Genomic DNA, 22,389 nt, shown 5'->3' on the forward strand with positions numbered 1-22,389 from the left:
AGTATCATTTCTCTTCTGTTTGAATCAGCACCGGCCCCAATAACCCCGCAGAATTTAATGGTTTTCCTTCCAGACGGAAAGGTGCCGTCGTTTTAGTGAAGCGCTTGTTTTCGGGCAATTTACTATCGCCGATAAGGCGGTTTGCCCAGGTATTTGTAACTTCGATTTCAACTGTATTCTCCCCAACTTTAATTGCTTTGCTAATATCCAAACGATGTGGTGCAGTCCAAACCGTGCCACAGTCTACACCATTAATTTTCACTTTGGCGATGCTTGAGAAGGCACCCAGGTCGACCCAGATTTTTGCACCTAAGTTTCCAGCGAAGCTGAATTTTTTCGAATATACTGCAGTGCCCGAATAGTATTTTACGGAACTGTCGGCATGCTTTGTCCAGTCTGTTAATTCGTTGAATATTACCGGGTTTACTGGTCCGGCGAAAGCAGTATCGAACTGCGCTTTCCATGATTTAGAAATATCCTGAATTGTTTTAAAACTCGACCAGTTTAGTCCTTCGTTTAACTCAGTTTGTTTCGTGGGCGCTTCAAAAATCACGAAAAGGGATTGATTTGGCGCTAACTTCAGGCTAAGCACTGTACTTTTTATATTCTTACCTGGCAAACCGGACGTGTTGGTAATTGCCCAGTTTTTAAGCGGAATTGTTTGGTTAAGTACTGCATCATATAAAACGGGTATTTTTCCACTCATCCGGAAAGCGCATGTTAATTCCCGCTCTTTGTTTAACTGATTAGCTATAAAGTAAATTTCTTTTGTTGATGTTTGGCGATGGTTAAACGCAATGTTTTTGGCGTAGCTGTTGTCCTTTTCAGTAACTGATATGTCTTTTGGAAGATTTAACGATGAAAAATCCTCATCAGCAAAAGGACCTTTTACAACATTTCCCAAGCGCAGTTTTTTCACAAAAACGGCATTAACATCATAGTATTGAGAAAATTTTCCACCCCAGATTTCATTTACCGTCTTATCAAATTCGGTTTTCGCTACCTGTTTTAAGCCGTTTTGATACAAAGGCTTATCCGAAACCAGAACCGTTGCGCCTGCTTTTATCAAATCAGCAATTTTTTTTACGGTTTCATAACTTATGTACTTGTAATTCGGGTTCATTTTCATCACCCCCGGAATAACCAGAAGTTTGTATTTCGCCCCGCTTTCGAAAACCACTTCGCCGTTTTTAACCGTCGCTGTTCGCAAAACATCGGGATTAAAGCTATCGTAGGCATAACCACGTAAAGGGTTAACCCAATTTTCAGGGTCGGCCATGTTTGCAGAATGCGTTACGCCTGCAGGCAACTGCCTTAATGGTTCACAAACATTTGCCAGGCGTTTGTTTTCTGCCTCTACTACGTCTGAGCCGAAAATACCCGGCAAAGTCTCGACTAATCTGTCTGGTAAAACCGACCGGCGTGGCAATTCCTCACCCGTAAAAACTGCAATATCAACAACCGGCTTTCCGGTTTGAAGTAAACTTTGCGTGCGCTCTGCGTAGTCTATCCATGCTTTTGCAGGCTTCCACCAGGTTTGGTCTCGCTGAAAATATAAGCCTACACCATCTAAAGTCATACCCGGTTTTCTATCCATCCAGGGGTTATGCGTAAAAACGTGGTAGCTCAGTTTGTTCACTCCGAGGGCGTAATTCCTGTCCTGTAAGGTTTTCATGCTTGCCGGACTCTCATTCCAGTCCATACGCACTGTGGTAAAAGCCTCTGCCTGAACAATATTTTTGCCGTAGATATGAGCACCCGAAATCGCATCTAACATATCGTTGGGCTTATCATGTGTAGGGCTATTCAGCCAAAATTCTCCCATTGGTACATCTACCGCCTTATAATGCAGTAGGCCATCACTTAACATCGTTGGGGCAATGCTTTCTGCAGTAAAAGTTACACCCTGCTCCTTCGCTAATTTTGCTAAAGTGTTATAAAACTGATCTACAACCAGCTCAGAAATCGTCTTTCTAACATCATAAAGAAAGTTTTCAGATGTTGTGGTGTTTTCTACCGGCAAACCAGTCATTATTGGCAAATAAGGTGTTAAATCATAACCTCTTCGCTTAAAAAATGCTGCTTTAAAAAGTGGCGACCAATTTTGGCTGCCACATTCCCAGCTATCTACATGGAAAACACTTAGCACTTCCCCGGCAATATCGGCCCCGCCGTGTTTTATTGCTTCTCCATACCAATTATCAAATTGCAATTTAACCGCTGCCGGATTAAATTTATCGCACTCCAAACCCATTCCACCGCCCGCAGTTGCATTAGTGTGCCCTGTTGAGGTGTGGCCTATCCTTAAAATTGTCCATTCGCCTTTTGGAGCTTTCCAGTTTAAGCTTCCATCGCTGTTTAATTTATCTGTTAAATTGATAATATTCTTTAATGGAACACAAATCCCTTCTGCAATTTCGGCGTCGGTAGCTCGCTTACTTATTCTCCAGACGGAGCCATTTTTCCCCTCAAACTGGTTAATCGAAGCAGCCGAACTTAGCTCAAGATTAAGTAACTTTAAGGCAGGTTTCCACTTTGCAGCATCTAAATCTTCGGCGCCTGGTTCGGAACCTTTTTTATCATAAACAAACCTGAAAAACCTTGCGGTAACCGGCTTAATTGAATGGGTAACATCCTCATCGGTATCTTGCCAGCCGTGGCGTGGCGGTTCCAGTCTCCCCACCTGGCGAAAAACTTTTCCATCATCACTTATTTCTATTAACAAACGTTGCGCCTGATAATTGTTGCCACTAACTTTTACCTTTATTGTTCTGCAAGTAAAAGGCTTTTCAAATTCATATTGAATGTAGCAAGGCTCGTTTGAGCTGAAGTTTTTCTTATTTTCTGGCAGAATTAAGCCACCTGCATCAGCACCGTTACTTGCCGTAATTTTAGGGATGATTGTTCGTGTTGAGATGTTTTCGCCAATTGGCGATGGGTAGGCATAAACTGCGATATCTTTATAATAGTTTACATTATTTTCAGGTTTTGGCAGCATGATTTTTGTTGCCGAACCCTTTACCACAAGTTTAGACCACACCAGCTTTTGCATGGACAACTCGGGCGTAATCCATGGTCCGCCGGCTAAGGCAAAGCCATCGCTTACGTGCATGCCTAACTTCAAATCCAAACGTTTTGCTTCGCCCATGGCAAACTCCACAAGCTTCCACCATTCGGGCGTAAGCTGAACTGCTGGAGGATTGTAAACAGGCGTTTTATCCGGGCCCTGGATACTCATTAAATAAGCGCCGGCAATTCCGTTGGCCTTCATCGCCTCCAAATCGGCGGTAATGCCAGGCTTGGATACCGCTCCTTTTACCCAATACCAGAATACCCAGGGCCTGGCATTTTCATTTTGTTGCGCATTAAGCTTAAAGCAGATTGCAAAAAGCAGAAAAAACAAGAAGACTTTGCAATACTTTAATATCATTATTTTAGTCTTTGCGCATTTGAATGGACGCTTGGTAAATCTGAGGAGCAGTTTTTTTAGTGATTTCTGGCACTCTTACAACAAGCTTTACATTTATTTATGAGCGATTTTGTAACCTTTAAGGCCAAAAAACAGAACGATTACGAAACATACCAGTGGAATGCTATAGCCGATTTGTATGTTATCGCCATACATATCGATTAAAGTTCCCATGCCAAACGGTAAAATTGCGCCACCCACAATCGACATTATTAGCCACGAAGAGCCCGGCTTTGTATCGTCTCCAATGCCATCAATTCCCAAGGCAAAAATAGTTGGAAACATAATCGACATAAAAAACCCGATTGCGCCCAGGGCATATACAACGTAAGAACCTTGGCCTAAAATGGCGACTAAACACAAGATAATGGATATTATCGCGTATATAGCTAACAATTTATTTGATGATATAAACTGTAAAAGTGCTGTACCTGCAAAACGCCCTGCGGTAAACAAAAAGCCATAAACCACCAGGTATGATGCAGCTGTCTTTTCGTCGAAACCGCCGCCTTGCTGTGCCATTCTGATAAAGAAACTTGTTACACAAACCTGTGCGCCCACGTAAAAAAACTGTGCTACAACCGCCCAACGCAAATGCTTATGGCGCAAAGCGCCAAAAAAGCTACCCTTGGCTTCTCCATCAATGCTTTTTGTTTTTATTTCGGGCAGATGGATAAAGTAAAATATCACTGCGATTACCAAGAGCACAATTCCAAGTGTGATGTATGGCGTTTTAACCGATGCGGCTTCTTCGAGAAAGTAGTTATTTCTATTAATTTCGGTCATTGCCGCCAATTCATCTTTAGTGTGCGACTTACCGGAAAGGATGAACAGACCACCAATAAGTGGCGCAACCATTGCGGCCAGACCATTAAATGAGGCAGCTAAATTTAATCTGCTCGTTGCCTTCGCTGGGTCGCCGAGAACTGCTGCGTACGGATTTGCCGAAGTTTCGAGCATGGTTAAACCGCAGCCAATTATAAATAATGCAATTAAAAACGTGATATAAGATAAATTATTTGCCGCTGGAACGAACAAAAAAGCACCAAAAGCAAATGCCAGTAAACCTGAAATCATGGTTGCCTTGTAGCCCCATTTTTTTAAAATCATGCCGGCAGGTATTGCCATTAAAAAGTAGGCAAAGAAAACCGATGTATCAATCAAAGTCGATTGTCTGTTGTTCAAATTACATGCTTTTTTTAAATGCGGAATCAGTATTGAGTCAAGGTTGTGCGCCATACCCCACAGAAAAAATAAACTAACCACCAGGATGAATGGTAGTAAATATTTCTTTCCTGATGAGGGGTCGCCCTCGGTTACGATTTCTGGCTGTGTGTTGTGGTTCATTATATTTGGTTTTTAAGGTTAGTTTATTGGGTCAATCGTTAGTAGCTCATTGGTTCATTGGTTCATTTGTTCACTGGTTCACCGTTCATTTGTTCACTGTTCACTGTTCATTGGTTCATTGGTTCACTGGTTTATTGGTGATGAATAGTTGTTTAACAATTCTTAAATCACTGTCTTTCTCTTTACAACCAAGAGGTGATCGCAAACCAAAACTACTGCGCCGTTTTGGTTTATAATTTCCACATGCTCTGTTACAGTGCCGTATTCTGGTTTTTTGCCATCTGCTTTTTCAGAGATTGTTACCTCCGAATGGATGGTATCCCCGATAAAAACAGGCTTAACAAAACGCAGTTTATCGTAGCCTTTACTCATTGCTTCCGGGTTAATTTCAGATGCCGTTAAGCCAATCCCAATGCTAAAAATCATTGTTCCATGAGCGATTCTTTGTTTAAAAGGCTGTGTTGCACACCACTCTGCATCCATGTGATGCGGAAAAAAATCACCGGTATGGCCGGCGTGTACCACAAAGTCTGTTTCAGTTATCGTGCGACCTAAAGTTACACGTTTATCCTCGAGCTGGTAATCTTCAAAAAATGTTGATTTGAAATACATTCTAATACTTTATTTTAATTTTTTTACCCCGATTAAAATCATGGATTATTTTGTCAAAAAAAACTGACATCAGCCGGCGGTTCAATCACTTCTTATTCTATTTTTATCCCTCCGATATCGCTCGATTTGTATGCGCCTTCCACAACGGCCATTGTTTGAATCACGTCTTCAACACTGGTGTGCAGAACAGTTGTAGATCCTTCATTATACCGCATTAAGTTCGCCATTGTGCCAATAAATGCCTCTGGAAACCAGGAGCCTTCTAATTTAACCGTTTGCCATTCCGGAGCTTTTCCTTCCTCCAGAATACAATACTCGAAAACGTCGGCCACGCCATGTGGATAATCCATCAACAAGCCAATTTTAGCCACAATTGCACCGTTTGTTCCTTCCCATTTTATGTAGCTTTCCTGGTGCGTTGCACCAAAATCATGATCATGGTTTGTGTTAATTACCGCATGTAAGGTATCACCATAATCCAGTAAAATGGTAGTACGCGATGAAGATAATTTTTTGGCGGGATGTTTTAGCGTTTTTGCCAAAACACTTTGAGGATTTCCTAAAAAAGACCGGATTAAATCGACGTAATGAATACTATGATATTGAATTTCCAATCGAGGGTGAACAATTACGTGAGGAAAAATTTCCCAGGGCGTTTTTATCGTTACCCGTACTTCCATATCGTACAATTCACCAATTAAGCCCTTATCAATCAAATATTTCGCAGCACTTACGAATGGAGCGAAACGCAATTGAAAGTTTACCGCCGCCTTCAAGTTTTTCTTCCTGCACAGCTCCAGAATTTCATTTGCCTGTGCAAAGTCATCACCCATGGGCTTTTGAATTAAAACTGCGCTTCCATTTGGCAATTGTTTCAACGTGCTAATGTATTGCTCTGGCATGATGGTTAAATCATAAACTGCATTTTCGGGCGCACACTTAACCGCTTCTGCAACAGAGTCGTACACATTTGGAATACTGAAAGCATCTGCAAGTTTTTGCGCCCGCTCTTTGGTTCTGTTTACAACGCCATGAACCTCAAAACCTGCAATTTTATAGGCAGGCAAATGTGCATCAGCAACAATTCCACCTGCGCCAATGATGATGATGGGTTGTTTGGTGAGCGGCAACTCAGGTTTATATTTTATGTCGATACTCATTTGTCAATGCTGTTTATTTCGTTCTGCGCCAACTGGATAAGCTCTTTAGAAGACTTATCCGTATTTATCGCCTGCAAAACCATTTGGTCAATTATGGCGGCAATTTCATTCCACTTTTCTTTTTGAGGAAGCGTGTAGGCAACTTCGTGCAATTCCTCTAATTTATGGTAAAATGGGATTATTCTATTTATTTCAGGGTCTTTCCATGTAGATAATCTGCAGCCGATGCCCCCTTCCAGCGTGAGTTGCTTATCTTGTTCTTCTGCCAGGGCAAAGCGGAGAAAATCGTAAGCCAGCGTTTTATTTTTACTTCCTTTTGCGATGGTGTAAAGCCAGTAAACATTTAAGGAAGCAGAACTTTTGCCGGTATCAGCAGGCAGTAATGCTACATCAATTTTACCTTTTACTTTAGATGCCTCATCTACTTCGCACATTGCCGCAAAGCCAAACCAGTTTATCATCATTGCTGCCTCGCCCTGGGAAAAGGCGATACCAGCCGCAACGGATTCAAATTGAGAAGATTTGGGATGAACTGCGGTTTTATCGTTAACGATTTTGCGGTAGAAATCCAGGCCGCTTACTGCAGCCCGACTATCAATTTTAATGAATCCATTATCATCTACCAAAGTACCGCCCCGGCTCCACAATTGCAAACAAAAATCAAAAACAGTGTTGTGCCCATCAGGATAGCAGGCGAAAATACTACCATATAAATTATCTTCAGGGCGAGTGAAAAACTGCGCAACCTGATGAAAATCTTCCCAGGTTTTTGGCACTTCTAACGCTTTGCCAAATTGAGTTAAAAAGTTAGCTTGCTCGGTTTCATCCTCAAATAAATCTTTTCGGTAAATAAAGCATTCAGGACCATCGTGAAAAGGCAAGCCGACAACCTCCCATCCGAAACGTTGTAGTCCCAATAGAGATTTACTCCAACACGAAGGAAAATCTGCCGGTCTGTTTCTGTTAATGTAAGGATTTAATACCTCGAAATCCTGATTAGAATAACCTTCTAAAACCCAGTCGGTACTGATGTGGGCAATGTCAAAGTTGCCGTTCGCTAAGCCTTTTTCGGCTATGGTTCGACTGTAAAGCTCATGCAAATCCATCACAACCAGTTCCAACTTCAAACTGCAGCCCGAAAATGCGCAATATTTGTCCCATGTTTTCCGCATTGCGGATTCGAAAGGGGCAAATTTACGAACGGCAATTGTGAAAGTTTCTGTTTGGTTAGGCATTTGCAATTGTATTCTGTGTAATAAACTCTTTAATGATCTTTTCGTTATCCTGCCCCAGTTTTGGCGAACCTTTTGGCGAAATTAATAACTCACCATCAATTCGAATCGGGCATCTTGTTGTCTCATATTTATAGCCATCAATCATTTCAACCTCCTGTATCATTTGCAAAATCTTAAATCCGTCGTGCTCCATAAGCGCATTCCAGTTTAGTACATCTGCACACCAAATGTCTGCCGGTTCCAAAATTGAAAGCCATTTTTCCGTTGATGAGTGCAGCAGGTGTTCGGCCAGAATCGCTTTAATTTCGTTCCGTTTATCAAAGGCCTCGCTAATTTCAACGTAATCTTCCAGTTTATCGCAACCTAAAAGCGCACCCAGTTGAGGAATAGAACCCATCGCCAGCGCTAAATATCCGTTTTCTGTTTGATAAATACCGTAAGGAGCGCCCAAATATGCGTTTGCATTGTTTTTTTCTGAACGTTCGGGCAAACAACCGCCGTCGTTCAAGAAGGTGGTAATGGTTTCAAACTGGAAATCGTAGGCCGATTCCATCATGCTAACTTGCACAAAACCGCCCTCATTTTTAATCGCTTTGCGGTACAAACAGGCCAAAACTCCCTGTGCAAGGTGAGCGCCGGCAAGCATATCAACAATAGATAAACCCATTGCAACCGGGCCGCTATCGGCATTTCCAGTTAAGGATGTGAGACCGGTTGCTGCCTGTAAAAGTAAATCCTGCCCAGGCTTATTTTTCCATTCTGTTTCGGTTCCATAGCCCGATATTTCGCCATAAATAATGGTTGGGTTCAAAGCGCTTACCGAAGGGTAATCGAACCCTAAACGCTCCATTACGCCCGGCCGGAAATTGTGTATCATCACATCGGCTTTTTTAAGCAGCTCCCGAACCATTTCACAGTCTTCGTTATTCTTTAAATCAACTTCAAAACTCTCCTTGTTTCTGTTTATGGCATGAAAAACCGAAGATTCACCGTTCATAATCAAATTTGAAGTGTAAAGTGTACGGCAAATATCTCCAATCCCTGAACGTTCAATTTTAATTACACGTGCACCCATATCGGCCAGGCGCAAACTTGCCGAAGGCCCCGAAAGAAACTGACTGAAATCGACAACTAAATAATCTTCAAGCGGTCTCATATTTTTTTATTTTGATACAAATCGTCGTTTAAGTCTGAAGCGGCAGTCATCTCAACCATCGAAAAGAAGATTTCAAGTGGTTCAGAGATTGCTGTTTCGCTTCGCTTCAGTCGAACTAACGATTATTTCTAATTTAATTCAAATTCATTATTAATATCTGCTGTATTAAAGCCAAGTTTTGGAGCCGCTTTTGGTGCAAAAAGTTTTTCGTTATCTAAACGAATTGGACTAACGGTAGTCTTAATTTGCAGATTGTTATCCAAAGCCAGTTTTTGCTCTATAGCTAATGCTTTGTAGCTACTTAAAGCACTTGCCGTTCGGTAATTTAACACTTCAGTACACCAAATGCCCTCATCCTCCAGCAAACTAACCCAACTTTTAGTATTATCTTTCTTAAAAGTTTCTGCCAAACGTACTATCAGTTTGTCTCTATTTTCAAAGGCAGAACCGGCCTCAACATACAGATCAGAAATATCGCAATTTATAATGGCGCAAATATTCGGCAGATTGCCCATCGCCAACGCGATATGCCCGTCGCTCGTTTCGTACATGCCATAGGGGGCACTTAAATACGCATGCGCACTGCCTTTTGCACCGCTTCTGTCGGGGAGTTTTCCGCCATCATTTAAATAGGTTGTGATGACCTCAAATTGAACATCCAAAACCGATTCCAGCAAGCTAACTTCCACCAGAACGCTTTTTTTGGTTTTTTCTTTTTTAATTAGCGCAGCCAAAATGCCCTGTACCAAATGGTTGCCGCACATAATATCAGACACAGAAAGACCAAATGGCACTGGTCCGTCGACATCTACACCTGATAAGAATGTTAATCCTGAAACAGCCTGAACTAATAAATCCTGGCCAGGCTTGTTCTTCCAAGGCCCTTCATTTCCATAACCGGTAACTACACCGTAAACGATTTTTGGATTGATATCCTTAACGTTTTCATAATCCAAGCCGATTTTTTCCATCACACCTGGCCGAAAATTATGCGTCATCACATCAGCTTTGCTGATTAACTTCTTTAGCCTGTCTAAATCGTCAGGGTTTTTCAAATCTGCCGCGTAACTTTCCTTGTTGCGGTTAATGGTATGAAAAAGCAAACTATCTTCGTCAATAAAAAGATTCTTGATGGATAACTGGCGACAAGCATCGCCAGTTTTTGGGCGCTCAATTTTAATTACCCGAGCACCTAAATCTGCCAGTTTTAAACCAGCTGATGGTCCGGCCAGAAACTGGCAGAACTCTAAAACTAAAAGCCCTTCTAGCGGTTTGTTCATGATAAAACTAGCGTTTTGGATTTTTGATATAACTCGTTCATGCTTGACAACACTTTGCTTTCGTTGCCGCCGTCCATTAAATAATTTCGAACAACATCGCCGGCGTGATCCTGAAAATACATTGAACCATGATAACGCGGACGAAGGAATGCCCGTTGTAATGCGGGTAAAGTATTTAAAAAATAGTTTTGGCTTTGTCTGTTCACCTCCTCATTTTTCCATGCGGTTAAATGCCCCGGCTGACCGCCATTTTCGAAAAACACTGTTGATTGACAAACGGGAGCACCAACAAATTCAACATACTTAGCCGCAACGTCAAGTTTCTCACATTTGGAAGAAATGGCTAAGCCGGTTCCGCCGAGTGTGCTTCTTAAATTGGTTTGTCCATCTATGGAAATCATATCGTGAAAATGCAATGCTTTACGTGCATAGCCATTTCTGGAGTAATTGGAATACCCATAAGCAAAGGGACAATAAGCAATCTCATCGGTTAAAGTCATGGCTTCGTAAACCTGAATTGGGTTTCGGTTGAAGTTGGCTCTGTCAATTTTCGAAGCCAGTTCGCGGTACATTTGCAGTGCCCTGATGCCTGTTTCCTTCGATACAACTTCATCATCGCTTTGACAGGGATCTTCGCCGAGTGAACAACAAAGGGTATAAAAATTCATTAAAACATCGATTGGAATTCCTGCAAAAGCAACCAGGCCTTGGTTTGCAATATCCAATAAATCTTCAAATGATTTAGGCAGCGCCAATCCTTTTTCCTGCAGCAAATCCGGTCTGGAAGATGCTACAGGCGTTGCTGCATCTATCGGCAGTGCCCATAAGTGTTCATCGTAGAAATAGCTTTCGTACGAATGACCAACTGAATTGCGCTCCTGGTCTGCCAGATAATCGCTGGGTAAATAAAAATCCAAAGGCACAATGGATTTCGTTTTCGCTGCGAATCCTGCCCAGGGATGATCTATAACAAGCAGGTCGAACTGCTCTGCCAATTTCTGAATAGAAAAATCGGCAAATTGCTGCAAGCTTCTCTTCTCCCAGGTGATGTTAACATTTGGGTACAACTCAGAAAATCGCTGTGCCGTTGCCACCATGGGCAAGAGCCCGCGACTGTGGTTCCATGTTATACCCCGTAAATTGATTATATTCTCCACTTAATTTCCTGATTTTAATTTTTGTTCTTTCCCGTGTTCGTTCTTTTAAATGAAATCATTCAGTGACTAAAATTTCATCTGTTTTACTTTTTTGCCTAAATCTTGCATCTTGCCGGCAAAAGGCTTTAGATAAAAGCTATAATTATAATTTTTTGATGGAATCTGGTACTGCGGTAATGGTGCTGCAACATCACTCCAACTGTCGTTTCCACCAACGCCCATTTGTATTAAATCCACGTTCACAATTAAATAGCTGGCATCTTTTAACTTGTTTGTGTGTTTCGCCGCCTGAACATTTTCATCGGTGTAAGGACTGGCGCTCATGCTTAGCAAACTATCTGCTATGAACACCAAACCTTCGTTTTTTGCCGGGTTTGAGAAATACATCCAACGTACGTCTGTACGATTTCCGTTTTCCTGAGGAACAGCATAATGTTCCATAAAACCTGCAATCGATTCGTTGTAAATTGCTGCGTCGGCACCGTAATTTTTATCGATATAATTCTCAATCGGGCCTCTGCCATACCACGAAATGTTGTCGTACTTACGTAGGATACCCAATTGCATACCTACTTTTGGGATGTTCGGCAAACCGGGCTTAACCGTCAGAGCATAATCAACTTTAATGGTTCCGTTTGAAGAAATTTTATAAGTCACTTTTACCCTTGCGCTATCGTTGATTAAGCTGTAATCGCTTACCAATTTAAAATAAGTGCCATCACTTCCGCTAAATTTGCCTGCAGAAGCTGATAAAAATTTTAAGTCGTTTTGATACCACTGCTTTAGTTTTTTGTTCGATTTCCATCCACGTTTATCATTATCCGTTAGCGGGCGGGTAAAGTGTGGCAATAAAGGCGCAAGTAACTGCTCCTCACCCTTCCATTTATATGATGCTAATGCACCATTCTTTTTGCTGATTTCTATCCGGAAATTTTGACCTGAAAACACATCAAACTCAGCATTGCTCGAATAGTTTGGTGCTGTGATTTTCTCGCTGCTTTTAGACTGGGCTAAGCCGGTTAAGGCAAATTGATTAGACGCAACTTCAAAACCTTTTTTCGCCCAAAGCTCATCGTTACGTAAAGTGAAATGGATATCAGCTAAGTACTCTGAACCTGCCTCCATTTTAGGCAAATAACCGGCTATATTTAATAACGTATCTTTTCCTGCTGCCAGATTTAATGCAGGTAAAACCTTCTGACTTAACAAAGCGCCATCCTTGCGAACAAACAGCTTAACGGCATAGGTATTTAAATTTTTAACCGCATGGCGATTCGAAATCTTTAAGATTTTTTTTGAATTATCAGCCAACTCCGTTTGTGCGCCCTGATAAACCCGTTTGCATTCAAACATCGCTCCCTTGGGTTTACCATCAGAATTTACAACACCTTTTATTGTAAAATTATCAAAATACTTTTCGCCGAAATCGCCTCCATATGCATAGAACTGCCTCCCTAAACTGTCAGTTTGTAATATTCCCTGATCTTTAAATTCCCAGATTGCGCCACCAATAATGCGAGGGGTAGAACGGAAAACGTCCCAAAAATCTTTCATATTGCCTACCGAATTACCCATTGCATGTGCATATTCCACAAAGAAAATCGGCCGGTTATCGCCGTTTTTTTGTTCTGCAAGCATTTTAGGCGTATAAATGCCTGGATACATCCTGCTTACAATATCTACATAAGGTTGGTCTTGCGGATTTTGCAGGCGATGTGAGTGATCGTTAGGCTTTAGATAATTTGGATTTGAGGGGTCTATGTATCCATCTAAACGTGGATTACCCATTGCAGGCTCATAATGAACCGGTCTGGTTAGGTCGAAGTCATGAATCCAGGCAGACATTGCAGCATGGTTTGGTCCGCTACCAGATTCATTTCCTAAACTCCAGATAATAATGCTCGGATGATTTTTATCCCGCATCACCATTCGGCTGCTTCGTTCCAGATAAGCAGAAGTCCAGGTTGGGTCGTTACTTAATTTGCCACCCAAACCATGCGTTTCAAGGTTCGCTTCATCAATAACAAAAATTCCGTATTCGTCGCACAAATCGTACAAATATGGATCCATTGGGTAATGGCTGGTGCGAATACAATTGAAATTGAACCGCTTAATGGTTTGAACATCTTCTAAAATATCTTCACGACTTAAAGCCTTGCCTTTAGTTGGATGATGGTCAGGACGATTGATTCCGTACAAATAGGTTTCTTTTCCGTTAATTAATAACTTGCCATTCGCTTTAGAAAATTCAATACTTCTGAAGCCAACCTTACAACGCTTAACTTCTAGGATTTTACCTAAACTATCTTCCAGGGAAATGGTTAGCGTGTAAAGATTCGGTATTTCGTCGCTCCATTTCGCCGGATTTTTAATCTTGCTTTCGAGCAAACCAAACTTTACGTTATCCAAACGAGGCCAGATTTCATTAACAATACTTTCAGCACTTCTTTCCATAGGCTTATCTAAAACTGCAAGGCCATTTTTATCGAAAAGTGAAGCCCTAACGATGTAACCTTTAGCTTCTTTGCCAGTCAGGTTTTCAATTCTCGGGCGAATGCTTAAGGTTGCATCTTTATAATCTTTGTCTAATTTAGTTTGAACAAAGAAATCAGCTATTCTTAACTTAGGTTCGGCTAAAAGCATTACTTCCCGGTGGATGCCACTCAATCGCCAATGATCCTGGTCTTCCAGAAAACTTCCATCTGTCCAGCGCATAACCTGAACGGATAAAATATTTTCTCCGGATTGTAAATATGGGGTGATGTTGAACTCAGAAGAAAGAAAACTATCTTCGGCATAGCCTAAAAACTGACCGTTAAGCCAAACTTTGTAACCAGAACTTACCCCACCAAAGTGTAAGGTAATGTTCATGTTTTTCCAGTTATCGGGTATGGCAAAAGTTCGCTGATAACTTCCAACGCCATTATAATCCAAAGGAGGATTTGGCGGATTTACAGGACGAAAGGGATAAACGGCACTTTTGTAAATCGGTTTATCGTAACCTTTCATCTCCCAATTGGAAGGGACTTCAATTTTTTTCCAGCCGCTTACGCGAGATTTATAAAAGTCTTTGGGCGCATCACCTGGTTTAAGTGCAAAATAAAAGTCCCAATCGCCGTTTAGCGAAATCATTCGGGTAGATTTATCACGATCGCCCTTTTTTGCATCTTCGATATTAGCAAAGGAATACGCAGTAGCACGCGAGGCATCGCGGTTTATACCGCTTACAAGTTGGTCTTCCCAAGGTTCTTTACTGTAAATCTGCGGTGCCTTTTGCACCGCTGTTGGTGTTTTATCAACCAGCTGAGCCGAGGTTTTTAAGGATAGAAAAATCAACACTGCGAACCCTAACCAACCGGTAAGAATATTGAAGTGAACACCCCAGGCTTTAACAATTGATGGTAAGTGCTTTTCAAATTTTAGGAAAACTTTTTTGCAGACATTACCTAGCCCCATCCGAGAATCCTTTAACATCAAACGATAATTATTTTGCATTTTTCCCTCCATCATTTGCCCGTATAAATTGTAATTGATGCGGAGGAAAGCCCAGCAGAGGTTGCTGTCAGTTTAATTGTTCCCTTCTTTTCAGTTGATTGAATAATCGCCAGACACAAACCGTGAAATGCTTTACGATAATTGGCTTTAAATGGCTCAAGACTCGCCTGAAAACCATTATCGACGCCAGCAATGAATCCATTTCCAGCAACCTTGAAGTTAACGAGGTTATCGGCGTTTGGCACAACATTTCCCTGCAAATCTAAAATCCGAACAGTTATAAACGATAAATCATTGCCATCTGCTTTGATGTTTTTTCTATCGGCAATGAGTTCAATTTTGGCGGGAGCGCCTGCGGTTTTAACTTCTCGAACGAGGACTTCTTTCCCATTTTTTCTGGAAACGGCTTTAAGCGTACCTGGCTCATATTTTACATTCCAAAGCACGTGCAGATCATCATTTTCTTTCGATTTTTTACCTAGTGATTTTCCATTAAGGTAAAGTTCAACTTCATCAGCATTATTGTAATATGCCCAAACCTCTACCGATTTTCCAGCTTCCCAATTCCAATGTGGTAATAGATGAAGAACAGGTTTTGTGCTCCATTCACTTTGGTACATATAATAAGAATCCTTCGGAAAACCCGCTAAATCTACAATACCGAAATATGAGCTTCGGGCCGGCCAGGGATAAGGCAAAGGCTCTCCCAGATAGTCGAAACCGGTCCAAACAAATAAACCTGACACGTGGTCATATTTTTTCGCGGCTTTCCAGGTTTCTTCATGTGTGGAACCCCAATATGCCGAAACGTTATCGTAAGAAGATGCAGACCATTCTTTGTTTCCTTCGGTAAATTTTGTTTTGCCATCTTTTGGCCACCGACGAATGGAATCCGCCGTATCGTAAAAGCCTCTCGTTGCTAAGGCAGAAGTAGTTTCAGTTGCTAAAAATTTAACGCCGGGATAATTTTTAGGAAAGTCTTTATAAAGTTTGTGGTTATAGTTTAAACCATAAATATCCAAAGCATCTGCCTGAAAAATGTAGTTCTTCTTCGCATCTGTTTCAGTTAGTGCGGAAATAACCGGCCGCGTTTTATCCAGTTTTTTCACGATAGCCACCAACTCTTTCGTAATGGCTATACCAGTGCTATCAAATTGTTCTCGAATTTCGTTACCTATGCTCCAAAGAATGATTGAGGGATGATTGCGGTCGCGTTTTACCATGTCTTCCAAATCTTTGGTGTGCCACTCCTTAAAGTCTAAATGGTAATCATTTTTGGTTTTTTTCTTCAACCACATATCAAAGGCTTCATCCATTACAAGCAGGCCCATTTTATCGCATAAATCTAGAAGCTCTGGCGCAGGTGGGTTGTGAGCCGTCCGTACTGCATTTACACCCATCCGTTTCATAATTTCGAGTTGCCTTTCTATCGCCCTCGTGTTTACGGCTGCACCCAGCGCACCCAAATCGTGGTGCAAACAAACACCTAAAATTTTCATTGCTTTGCCATTAAGCGAAAATCCTTTTTCAGCATCAAAATTGAATGACCGAATTCCGAATTTGGTTTCGTAAGCATCCACCAGTTTTCCGTTTTGAAGAATTTGACTAACCAATTTATATTGATAAGGCTGCTCCACAGACCAGAGAACCGGCTTTTTGATGTCTAGCTTTGCTTCTTTAGTAATTCCTGAAGTATCAATTTCAACGGTTTCTGAATTGCTTTTACTTACCAGTTTTCCATCTGCGGCGTAAATTGAATTTATAATTACCGCAGTTTGTTTTTTAAAGCTTTTGTTTTGAAGTTGAATTTGTACTTCAACCTTACCTGTACTACTGGCAGTTACAAAGGTTCCCCAATTTGCAACTGCGAGTTTTGCCGTAGAGGTAAGCCAAACATTCCGGTAAATTCCGGAGCCAGAATACCAGCGGGAATCTGGTTGCGCAGAATTATCGACTTTTACCGCAATGTAATTCTTTCCCGCCTTTAGAAATTTGCTTATCTCGTAAGAAAAAGAAGAATAACCATACGGACGCTTGCCCAGATATTTTCCATTTATCCAAACTTCGCTGTTTTTGTAAACGCCATCAAATTCTATGGTAATTAGTCTGTTCTGAAAATCAGCAGGCGCTGCAAACTCTTTTCTGTACCATCCAATTCCGGTAGGCAACCCGCCACCTTCAGGCTTTGCCGGGTTCTTTTCATCGAACTTGCCTTCAATACTCCAATCGTGCGGTAGCGTTAACTTTCGCCAATTTAAGTCGTTGTATGCCGGAGCTTTTGCGCCGGGCTCATCTCCAGAGTAGAATTTCCAATTTTTATTGAAGCTGATCCTCGTACGGGAACCGGAAGTTTTTGTTGGTAAAGAGACAATCGCAGGGCGTGAAGTAATTTTACCGAACATTGTTGAACTTTTGCCTGCATTCAAAATGCCTCGCCCTTCCGAATTACCGGCTATTGAGAAAGTCATCATCAAACAAAATAAAATCTTAAAATTGCTCAGCATTTTCATCCTAATTCCCGCTAATAAATTTCACTGTACTTTTCCCTAAATCTTTCGATGTTGCCAAAGCAATTCCACGTTGGTCTTGCTTGTTAACGGCACAATAAAAATGGTAAACTACGCCTTTGTACTTTAACACAAAAGACTTATGTGCATATAATTCATCATATTTTTCTGATGATTCGATTAAGTTATTACCAGTCCAATCCGTCCAGTTTGTTAAGTCTGTAGAAACTGCAAAGCGATTAAAGGCTCCTTTTCTATCCTGCCAAAAAGCGCCGAAGTAAAACATTACATAATATTCTCCCATTTGTTGAATAACTGCGTCGCCAGTAATGCCTACAGGATGGTGCACAACAGGATTTTCGTTGAAACGCTGCCAGTGAACCATATCTTCAGAAACGGCCATGCCAATCCGCTCATACCACCGCGTTTTTTTATTGTTCGCCAGCGAATCGCCAACAGCATTGTAATACATCACAAACCGATGCCCGGTTAGCCTCTTTTTATCTTCAATCACAGTGCTTTTAAAAAGCTTATTTCTATTCTCCCACCATCGTACATCAACATCTGCTGAAGTTAAAACTGGTTTATCTAACCGATTCCAGGCTTGCAGAACAGCAGGATGTTTTGTAGCGTAAGCCATTCCAATGGAAAGCGGTTCTACCTCGTAACCTTTTTCTTTGCCCCCGAAATAAGACATCCAATATTTATCATCAAAGCGATTTACGCCATAATTTCCACCCCATTTAATATCCAACAGCGCATTGTAACCTGCTTTTTGGTTATCATCCCACAAACCCGAATCGCCGAACGACAACAATTTCCCCTGATTTTCCCATGTCAGTAAATCCTTGCTTTTCGCCAGCCAGGTTTCATAACCTCTCCCGCTGAAAATCAGGTAGGTCATGTACCAGAACTTGCCTTTTTTAAAAATCGTCGGGCAGTCCATTTTATGGTCTTTATCTTGCGGAACCATAACCAAACCGTATTTATAAGGGGTTTTTACCTCCTGATAAATCTGCTCCATTTTTTCTGCAGGTACAGGATTGGCATTTTGCGCACTTACTTTAAAGGCGCAACAGATAAGAAATAAAGCGATTTTAAAGTTCTTCATCTGTACATTTAAATTTGTAATAACCAGAACCTACCGTGATTTTTGCCTTACCATTTTCGAATTTCAACCCACCCATCTTTGGATTTGCCTCATCAATTATCGTCTGTTTGTTTTTCCCGGGAAAATAAATATCTGCCATGGTGTTAACAGGAATTATGACTTCAATTGTAAATTCTTTTTCGGTTTTGTGCCATGCGGTAGAAATTTTGCCATACGGCGAATCGAAACTCACATTTGCTGAGGTTAAATTACCAACTACTTCGGGCTCAATTTTAATGTGTTTAAAGGCTATCGAATTTTCTGCCTGACGGATGCCACCGATAGCGCTATACAACCATTCCATCAAATGCCCGAGCATAAAATGATTATTTGAAACTGTTGTCAAAGCCGCCCACGATTCCGTTAAAGCAGTGGCACCTTTAGCAATCTGCATCCCGTATCCAGGCACATCCGAACGATTGTTCATATCAAAAATGACATCTGATTTTCCTGCATCTTCCAAAACCCGAAGAACATAGCGATAACCAATATCGCCAGCCGTTAAACTATTTTTTCTATCTCTGATGTCCTTTACCAGATTATCGATGACTTCATTTTTATCTTTCTCCGCTACCAGACCCATATAAACAGCCATGGCATTTGCCGCCTGCGAACCTGTTGCATATTGTTTGGTGCTTACATTGAAGAATTGTCTGTTGAAAGATTTTCTAACTTCAGCAGCTACTTTTGAATAATTTAACTCATCTGCTTTTTTAGCCAAAAGCGTAGCCATTTTTTCCAATATTTTTAAATCGTAGTAATAAATTGCCGTTCCGGTTACGCCCATCGGCGTTAACTGCGAAACACCCGGTGGTTTAGGCCCTAAATCGTACCAATCGCCCAAACCCTGACTTAAAATGTGGTTGTTAGCTTTCGTGGCCAGATAAGTTACGTAGCGCTGCATCATTGGATAATAGTCTGCTATGGCTTGCTTATCGCCATACCATTGATACAAGTACCAAGGCAATAAAATCCCACTACTTCCCCATTCGGGCGAATCGCGAAACATATCTCCACCCCACTCAAATTTCACATACTCTGGGGCAATTTCCGGGATTAAACCATTTGGCAATTGCGAATTTTTCATGTCTTGCAATGCCTTTTTAAACAATGGCGCAGCATCGTAATTATAGCCAACCGAGTTGCCCATTAAATGCAACTGCTCTAACCAGCCAAGTTTTTCGCGATGCGGACAATCGGTAAAAACGCTAACCATATTGCTTTTTACAGACCAATTTATCAGGTTAAAAGTTTGATTAAATAACTGGTTAGCCGATTCGAATTTGCCCACCTGAGCAGCAGCATTTCGAACGTGCAGAGCGTTTAAACCTTCAACAACCGCCTTATTTTTTAAATTTTCTTTTCCTGCCGGAACAGCACCTTTAACTTGCAGATAACGAAAGCCGGTATAGAAAAAACTCGGTCGCCAGGTTTCTAAACCATCTCCTTTTAAAACGTAAGTAAAATAAGATGGCCCGCCAATGTTCTTTTGAGTTACGGAACCATCTACATTCAATAACTCAGCCGGTGTAATCCGCACCGTGTCACCCCTTTTGCCACGAACCCTCAACTCAATAATTGCAGAGGCGTTTTGGCCCATATCGTAAACCCACTCATTACTGCTTGTAGCCGTAATATTTCGTGGAGAAAATTTATCGAAAACCTTTAAGGGCTCTTCCTTTTGTGCACTAAGTTTTGGTCCACCAACAAGCAAAGCAACCTTCCATCGACTATCATCAAAATTGCTCGTATTCCAACCTTTTTGTTCTAAGTTAGCGTTGTAATCTTCGCCACCATAAATACTCGAAAATGTAACTGGTGATGGGGCAGTTTTCCAGGTTTGATTGCTGACAACATTTTCCGAAGTTCCGTCTGCATACTCGATTAAAATGCGGCAAATCATTTTCGGATAACCGTAAGCCACTTTCAACTTTCTGTACCTTTCTTTAACCGGCGGAATGTAATAGAAACCATTCCCAAGCATCACTCCAACAGTATTTTTGTTTCTTTTTAGCTGCGAGGTTATATTGTAAGCAACGTAAAGGGCTTCTTTGTCGTATTTTGTCCAGCCTGGAGCCAGAAAATCATTGCCAACCTTTTCGCCGTTTAAACTCATTTCAAAATGACCCAAACCAGATATAAATGCGGTAGCATTTTTGATCTGTTTATGAACAGAAAAAACTTTACGAAAAACCGGTAAGGTATTGCTACCTAGAATTTTATCTTTTTTACCATCAACAGGCAAAACATTAACGTTCGAATCTGCGAGCTTCTCGTACGCAATCCATTCTGCGCCTTTCCAATCTGCCGGGTTTAACAAACCCATTTGCCAGAAACCAGTTTTACTCCAGGCCGATTCATGACCAGAATTGTCCCATACCCGAACTTTCCAATAGTAAGTTTTCGTTGATATAAGTCTGATTCCTTTATATTTTATCTGGATAGATTGGTCGGAATTTACTTTTTTCGAATCCCAGGCATCACCAATGTTTTTTTTTAGATTTTCTGCACTACTTGAAACTAAAACGCGGTAGGCAACTTGCATCACATTGTGGTTTGATGACTGCATTTTCCAACCTAAAACAGGCGAAGTAAAATCTATGCCGATTGGATTGGAACGATAGCCGCAACTTAAACGAGCAACCTCAATATCCTGCGCAAAAAGCGAAGAACTGAATAAGAACAGCCAGAAAAAGGTTAAAACTTTGCTCATTAAATAATCTACATCTGTAAGATGTTTTATTTAGATTTATAATTGGTTATCAACGATAAAAGCATTAGAAGGATTTGTGTTTATCCTTTCCATTAAGCTTAAAATTAAACTCAGCATCAGCTTTCGCCGTTAATTCAAATATAAATATTTTTTTTAAATATGAAAACATTTAATACATTAGATTCACATACGGCTTTATGAATTGTAAATCGGAAAGCATTTTGTATGTTTGAGATTGTAAAAAATACGCCGCGACCAAATTTTAAACCTGTATGAACGAAAAGGAATCGAAATATCAAGCGCCTGCCCTGGATAAAGGGCTTGATATATTGGAATATTTATCAGCACAATCAATTCCTTTGTCTCAAACGGAAATCGCCGTTGGCATTGAGAAAACGCCAAACGAAATTTATCGCATGTTAATGAGTTTGGAGAGTCGCGGTTACATTTTGCGTGATGAGGTATCTGGGAAATACCGACTTTCGTTAAAGCTTTTTTACCTATCGCACAGGCACTCGCCAATGGATGAGTTACGTAAAGCCGCCCAGTTCCCGTTGGAAGAGTTGGCAAACACCATCAGGCAATCTTGCCATTTGAGCATTTTGTATATGAATCAGGTTATGGTAATTATACATGCGAAGAGTCCGGGGCCAATTGCGTTATCTATCGAAGAAGGGAACCTATTTCCGTTGCCTTTAACGGCCTCAGGAAAGGTTTTACTGGCATATATGCCCGAAGCCGAGCGTAACGTGACGTTAAAGAACAATAACATTTTTAAAAAATACCAAAAAACCCAGCAGGAAGATTTTCTGGCTTCTCTGGAAGAAATAGAAAAATCGGGCGCATACGTTAAGAATAGTGATTCCGTTTCCGGTGTTACCGACATCTCTGTTCCAATAGGGATTGGTGGCAATAATGGAATTATCGCTTGTTTAACCATTTCGATGTTGAATGCTTTAAATGCTGATAAAGCCATTGAGAATGATGTTATTTTAGCCGAAGCTAATAAATGCGTGAAAAAGATTGAGCAGAGGATTGGCGTGTAAAATTTTTTAATGTCGTCTTTGCGAGGCATGAAGAAGTCTTAAAACTTTAGGTTTGAAGAAAT

Annotated in this window: 13 protein-coding genes; 1 reads left to right on the top strand and 12 read right to left on the bottom strand. The window is 41.1% G+C overall.

The features are described 5' to 3' along the window. Positions 1–4: 4 nt before the first annotated feature. From AC0IWT_RS06970 to AC0IWT_RS07025, 12 genes are all read right to left on the bottom strand, one after another. Positions 5–3,430: a glycosyl hydrolase gene (locus AC0IWT_RS06970; RefSeq protein ID WP_471796580.1), complete on the bottom strand. Its 3,426-nt coding sequence runs from the start codon at positions 3,428–3,430 to the stop codon at positions 5–7. A 93-nt stretch (positions 3,431–3,523) separates the two neighbouring features. Next, entirely contained in the window at positions 3,524–4,816 is a 1,293-nt protein-coding gene (gene fucP, locus AC0IWT_RS06975; protein ID WP_471796581.1) for an L-fucose:H+ symporter permease, read from the bottom strand. A 162-nt stretch (positions 4,817–4,978) separates the two neighbouring features. Further along, positions 4,979–5,428 (bottom strand): MaoC/PaaZ C-terminal domain-containing protein, encoded by a 450-nt coding sequence (locus tag AC0IWT_RS06980; RefSeq protein ID WP_471796582.1) that lies wholly within the window; start codon positions 5,426–5,428, stop codon positions 4,979–4,981. Between the two features lie 92 nt (positions 5,429–5,520). Further along, positions 5,521–6,588 (bottom strand): Gfo/Idh/MocA family protein, encoded by a 1,068-nt coding sequence (locus AC0IWT_RS06985; protein ID WP_471796583.1) that lies wholly within the window; start codon positions 6,586–6,588, stop codon positions 5,521–5,523. Next, positions 6,585–7,823 carry an extracellular solute-binding protein gene (locus tag AC0IWT_RS06990; RefSeq protein WP_471796584.1) on the bottom strand — a complete coding sequence of 413 codons (1,239 nt, stop codon included), beginning with the start codon at positions 7,821–7,823 and terminating at the stop codon, positions 6,585–6,587. Before AC0IWT_RS06990 ends, AC0IWT_RS06985 begins: the two co-directional genes overlap by 4 nt. Continuing rightward, positions 7,816–8,979, bottom strand: a complete 1,164-nt coding sequence (locus tag AC0IWT_RS06995; protein WP_471796585.1) for a CaiB/BaiF CoA transferase family protein — start codon at positions 8,977–8,979, stop codon at positions 7,816–7,818. Before AC0IWT_RS06995 ends, AC0IWT_RS06990 begins: the two co-directional genes overlap by 8 nt. A 128-nt stretch (positions 8,980–9,107) precedes the next feature. Then, positions 9,108–10,259, bottom strand: a complete 1,152-nt coding sequence (locus AC0IWT_RS07000; protein ID WP_471796586.1) for a CaiB/BaiF CoA transferase family protein — start codon at positions 10,257–10,259, stop codon at positions 9,108–9,110. Then, positions 10,256–11,416, bottom strand: a complete 1,161-nt coding sequence (locus AC0IWT_RS07005; protein ID WP_471796587.1) for an ABC transporter substrate-binding protein — start codon at positions 11,414–11,416, stop codon at positions 10,256–10,258. Before AC0IWT_RS07005 ends, AC0IWT_RS07000 begins: the two co-directional genes overlap by 4 nt. 66 nt (positions 11,417–11,482) lie before the next feature. Continuing rightward, on the bottom strand, positions 11,483–14,890 hold the full coding sequence (locus AC0IWT_RS07010) for a glycoside hydrolase family 2 TIM barrel-domain containing protein (protein WP_471796588.1): 3,408 nt from the start codon (positions 14,888–14,890) through the stop codon (positions 11,483–11,485). 32 nt (positions 14,891–14,922) lie between these two features. Beyond that, positions 14,923–17,382: a beta-galactosidase GalB gene (gene galB, locus AC0IWT_RS07015; protein ID WP_471796589.1), complete on the bottom strand. Its 2,460-nt coding sequence runs from the start codon at positions 17,380–17,382 to the stop codon at positions 14,923–14,925. A 40-nt stretch (positions 17,383–17,422) separates the two neighbouring features. Continuing rightward, a complete protein-coding gene (locus tag AC0IWT_RS07020) occupies positions 17,423–18,529 on the bottom strand; it encodes a glycoside hydrolase family protein (protein ID WP_471796590.1) in 1,107 nt (368 codons plus the stop codon). Continuing rightward, positions 18,516–21,281, bottom strand: coding sequence for a family 78 glycoside hydrolase catalytic domain (locus tag AC0IWT_RS07025; RefSeq protein ID WP_471796591.1), 2,766 nt, complete (start codon positions 21,279–21,281; stop codon positions 18,516–18,518). Before AC0IWT_RS07025 ends, AC0IWT_RS07020 begins: the two co-directional genes overlap by 14 nt. A 272-nt stretch (positions 21,282–21,553) precedes the next feature. Between AC0IWT_RS07025 and AC0IWT_RS07030 the strand changes: the two genes are divergently transcribed. Beyond that, positions 21,554–22,327 (top strand): IclR family transcriptional regulator, encoded by a 774-nt coding sequence (locus AC0IWT_RS07030; RefSeq protein WP_471796592.1) that lies wholly within the window; start codon positions 21,554–21,556, stop codon positions 22,325–22,327. Positions 22,328–22,389 lie beyond the last annotated feature (62 nt).

Source organism: Pedobacter sp. AC464, from assembly GCF_979253075.1.

Excerpts from the sequence above, each read along its gene's own strand:
- AC0IWT_RS06970 (WP_471796580.1), bottom strand. The coding sequence starts at position 3,430 with ATGATATTAAAGTATTGCAAAGTCTTCTTGTTTTTTCTGCTTTTTGCA.
- fucP (WP_471796581.1), bottom strand. The coding sequence starts at position 4,816 with ATGAACCACAACACACAGCCAGAAATCGTAACCGAGGGCGACCCCTCA.
- AC0IWT_RS06980 (WP_471796582.1), bottom strand. The coding sequence starts at position 5,428 with ATGTATTTCAAATCAACATTTTTTGAAGATTACCAGCTCGAGGATAAA.
- AC0IWT_RS06985 (WP_471796583.1), bottom strand. The coding sequence starts at position 6,588 with ATGAGTATCGACATAAAATATAAACCTGAGTTGCCGCTCACCAAACAA.
- AC0IWT_RS06990 (WP_471796584.1), bottom strand. The coding sequence starts at position 7,823 with ATGCCTAACCAAACAGAAACTTTCACAATTGCCGTTCGTAAATTTGCC.
- AC0IWT_RS06995 (WP_471796585.1), bottom strand. The coding sequence starts at position 8,979 with ATGAGACCGCTTGAAGATTATTTAGTTGTCGATTTCAGTCAGTTTCTT.
- AC0IWT_RS07000 (WP_471796586.1), bottom strand. The coding sequence starts at position 10,259 with ATGAACAAACCGCTAGAAGGGCTTTTAGTTTTAGAGTTCTGCCAGTTT.
- AC0IWT_RS07010 (WP_471796588.1), bottom strand. The coding sequence starts at position 14,890 with ATGTTAAAGGATTCTCGGATGGGGCTAGGTAATGTCTGCAAAAAAGTT.
- galB (WP_471796589.1), bottom strand. The coding sequence starts at position 17,382 with ATGATGACTTTCTCAATAGCCGGTAATTCGGAAGGGCGAGGCATTTTG.
- AC0IWT_RS07020 (WP_471796590.1), bottom strand. The coding sequence starts at position 18,529 with ATGAAGAACTTTAAAATCGCTTTATTTCTTATCTGTTGCGCCTTTAAA.
- AC0IWT_RS07025 (WP_471796591.1), bottom strand. The coding sequence starts at position 21,281 with ATGAGCAAAGTTTTAACCTTTTTCTGGCTGTTCTTATTCAGTTCTTCG.
- AC0IWT_RS07030 (WP_471796592.1), top strand. The coding sequence starts at position 21,554 with ATGAACGAAAAGGAATCGAAATATCAAGCGCCTGCCCTGGATAAAGGG.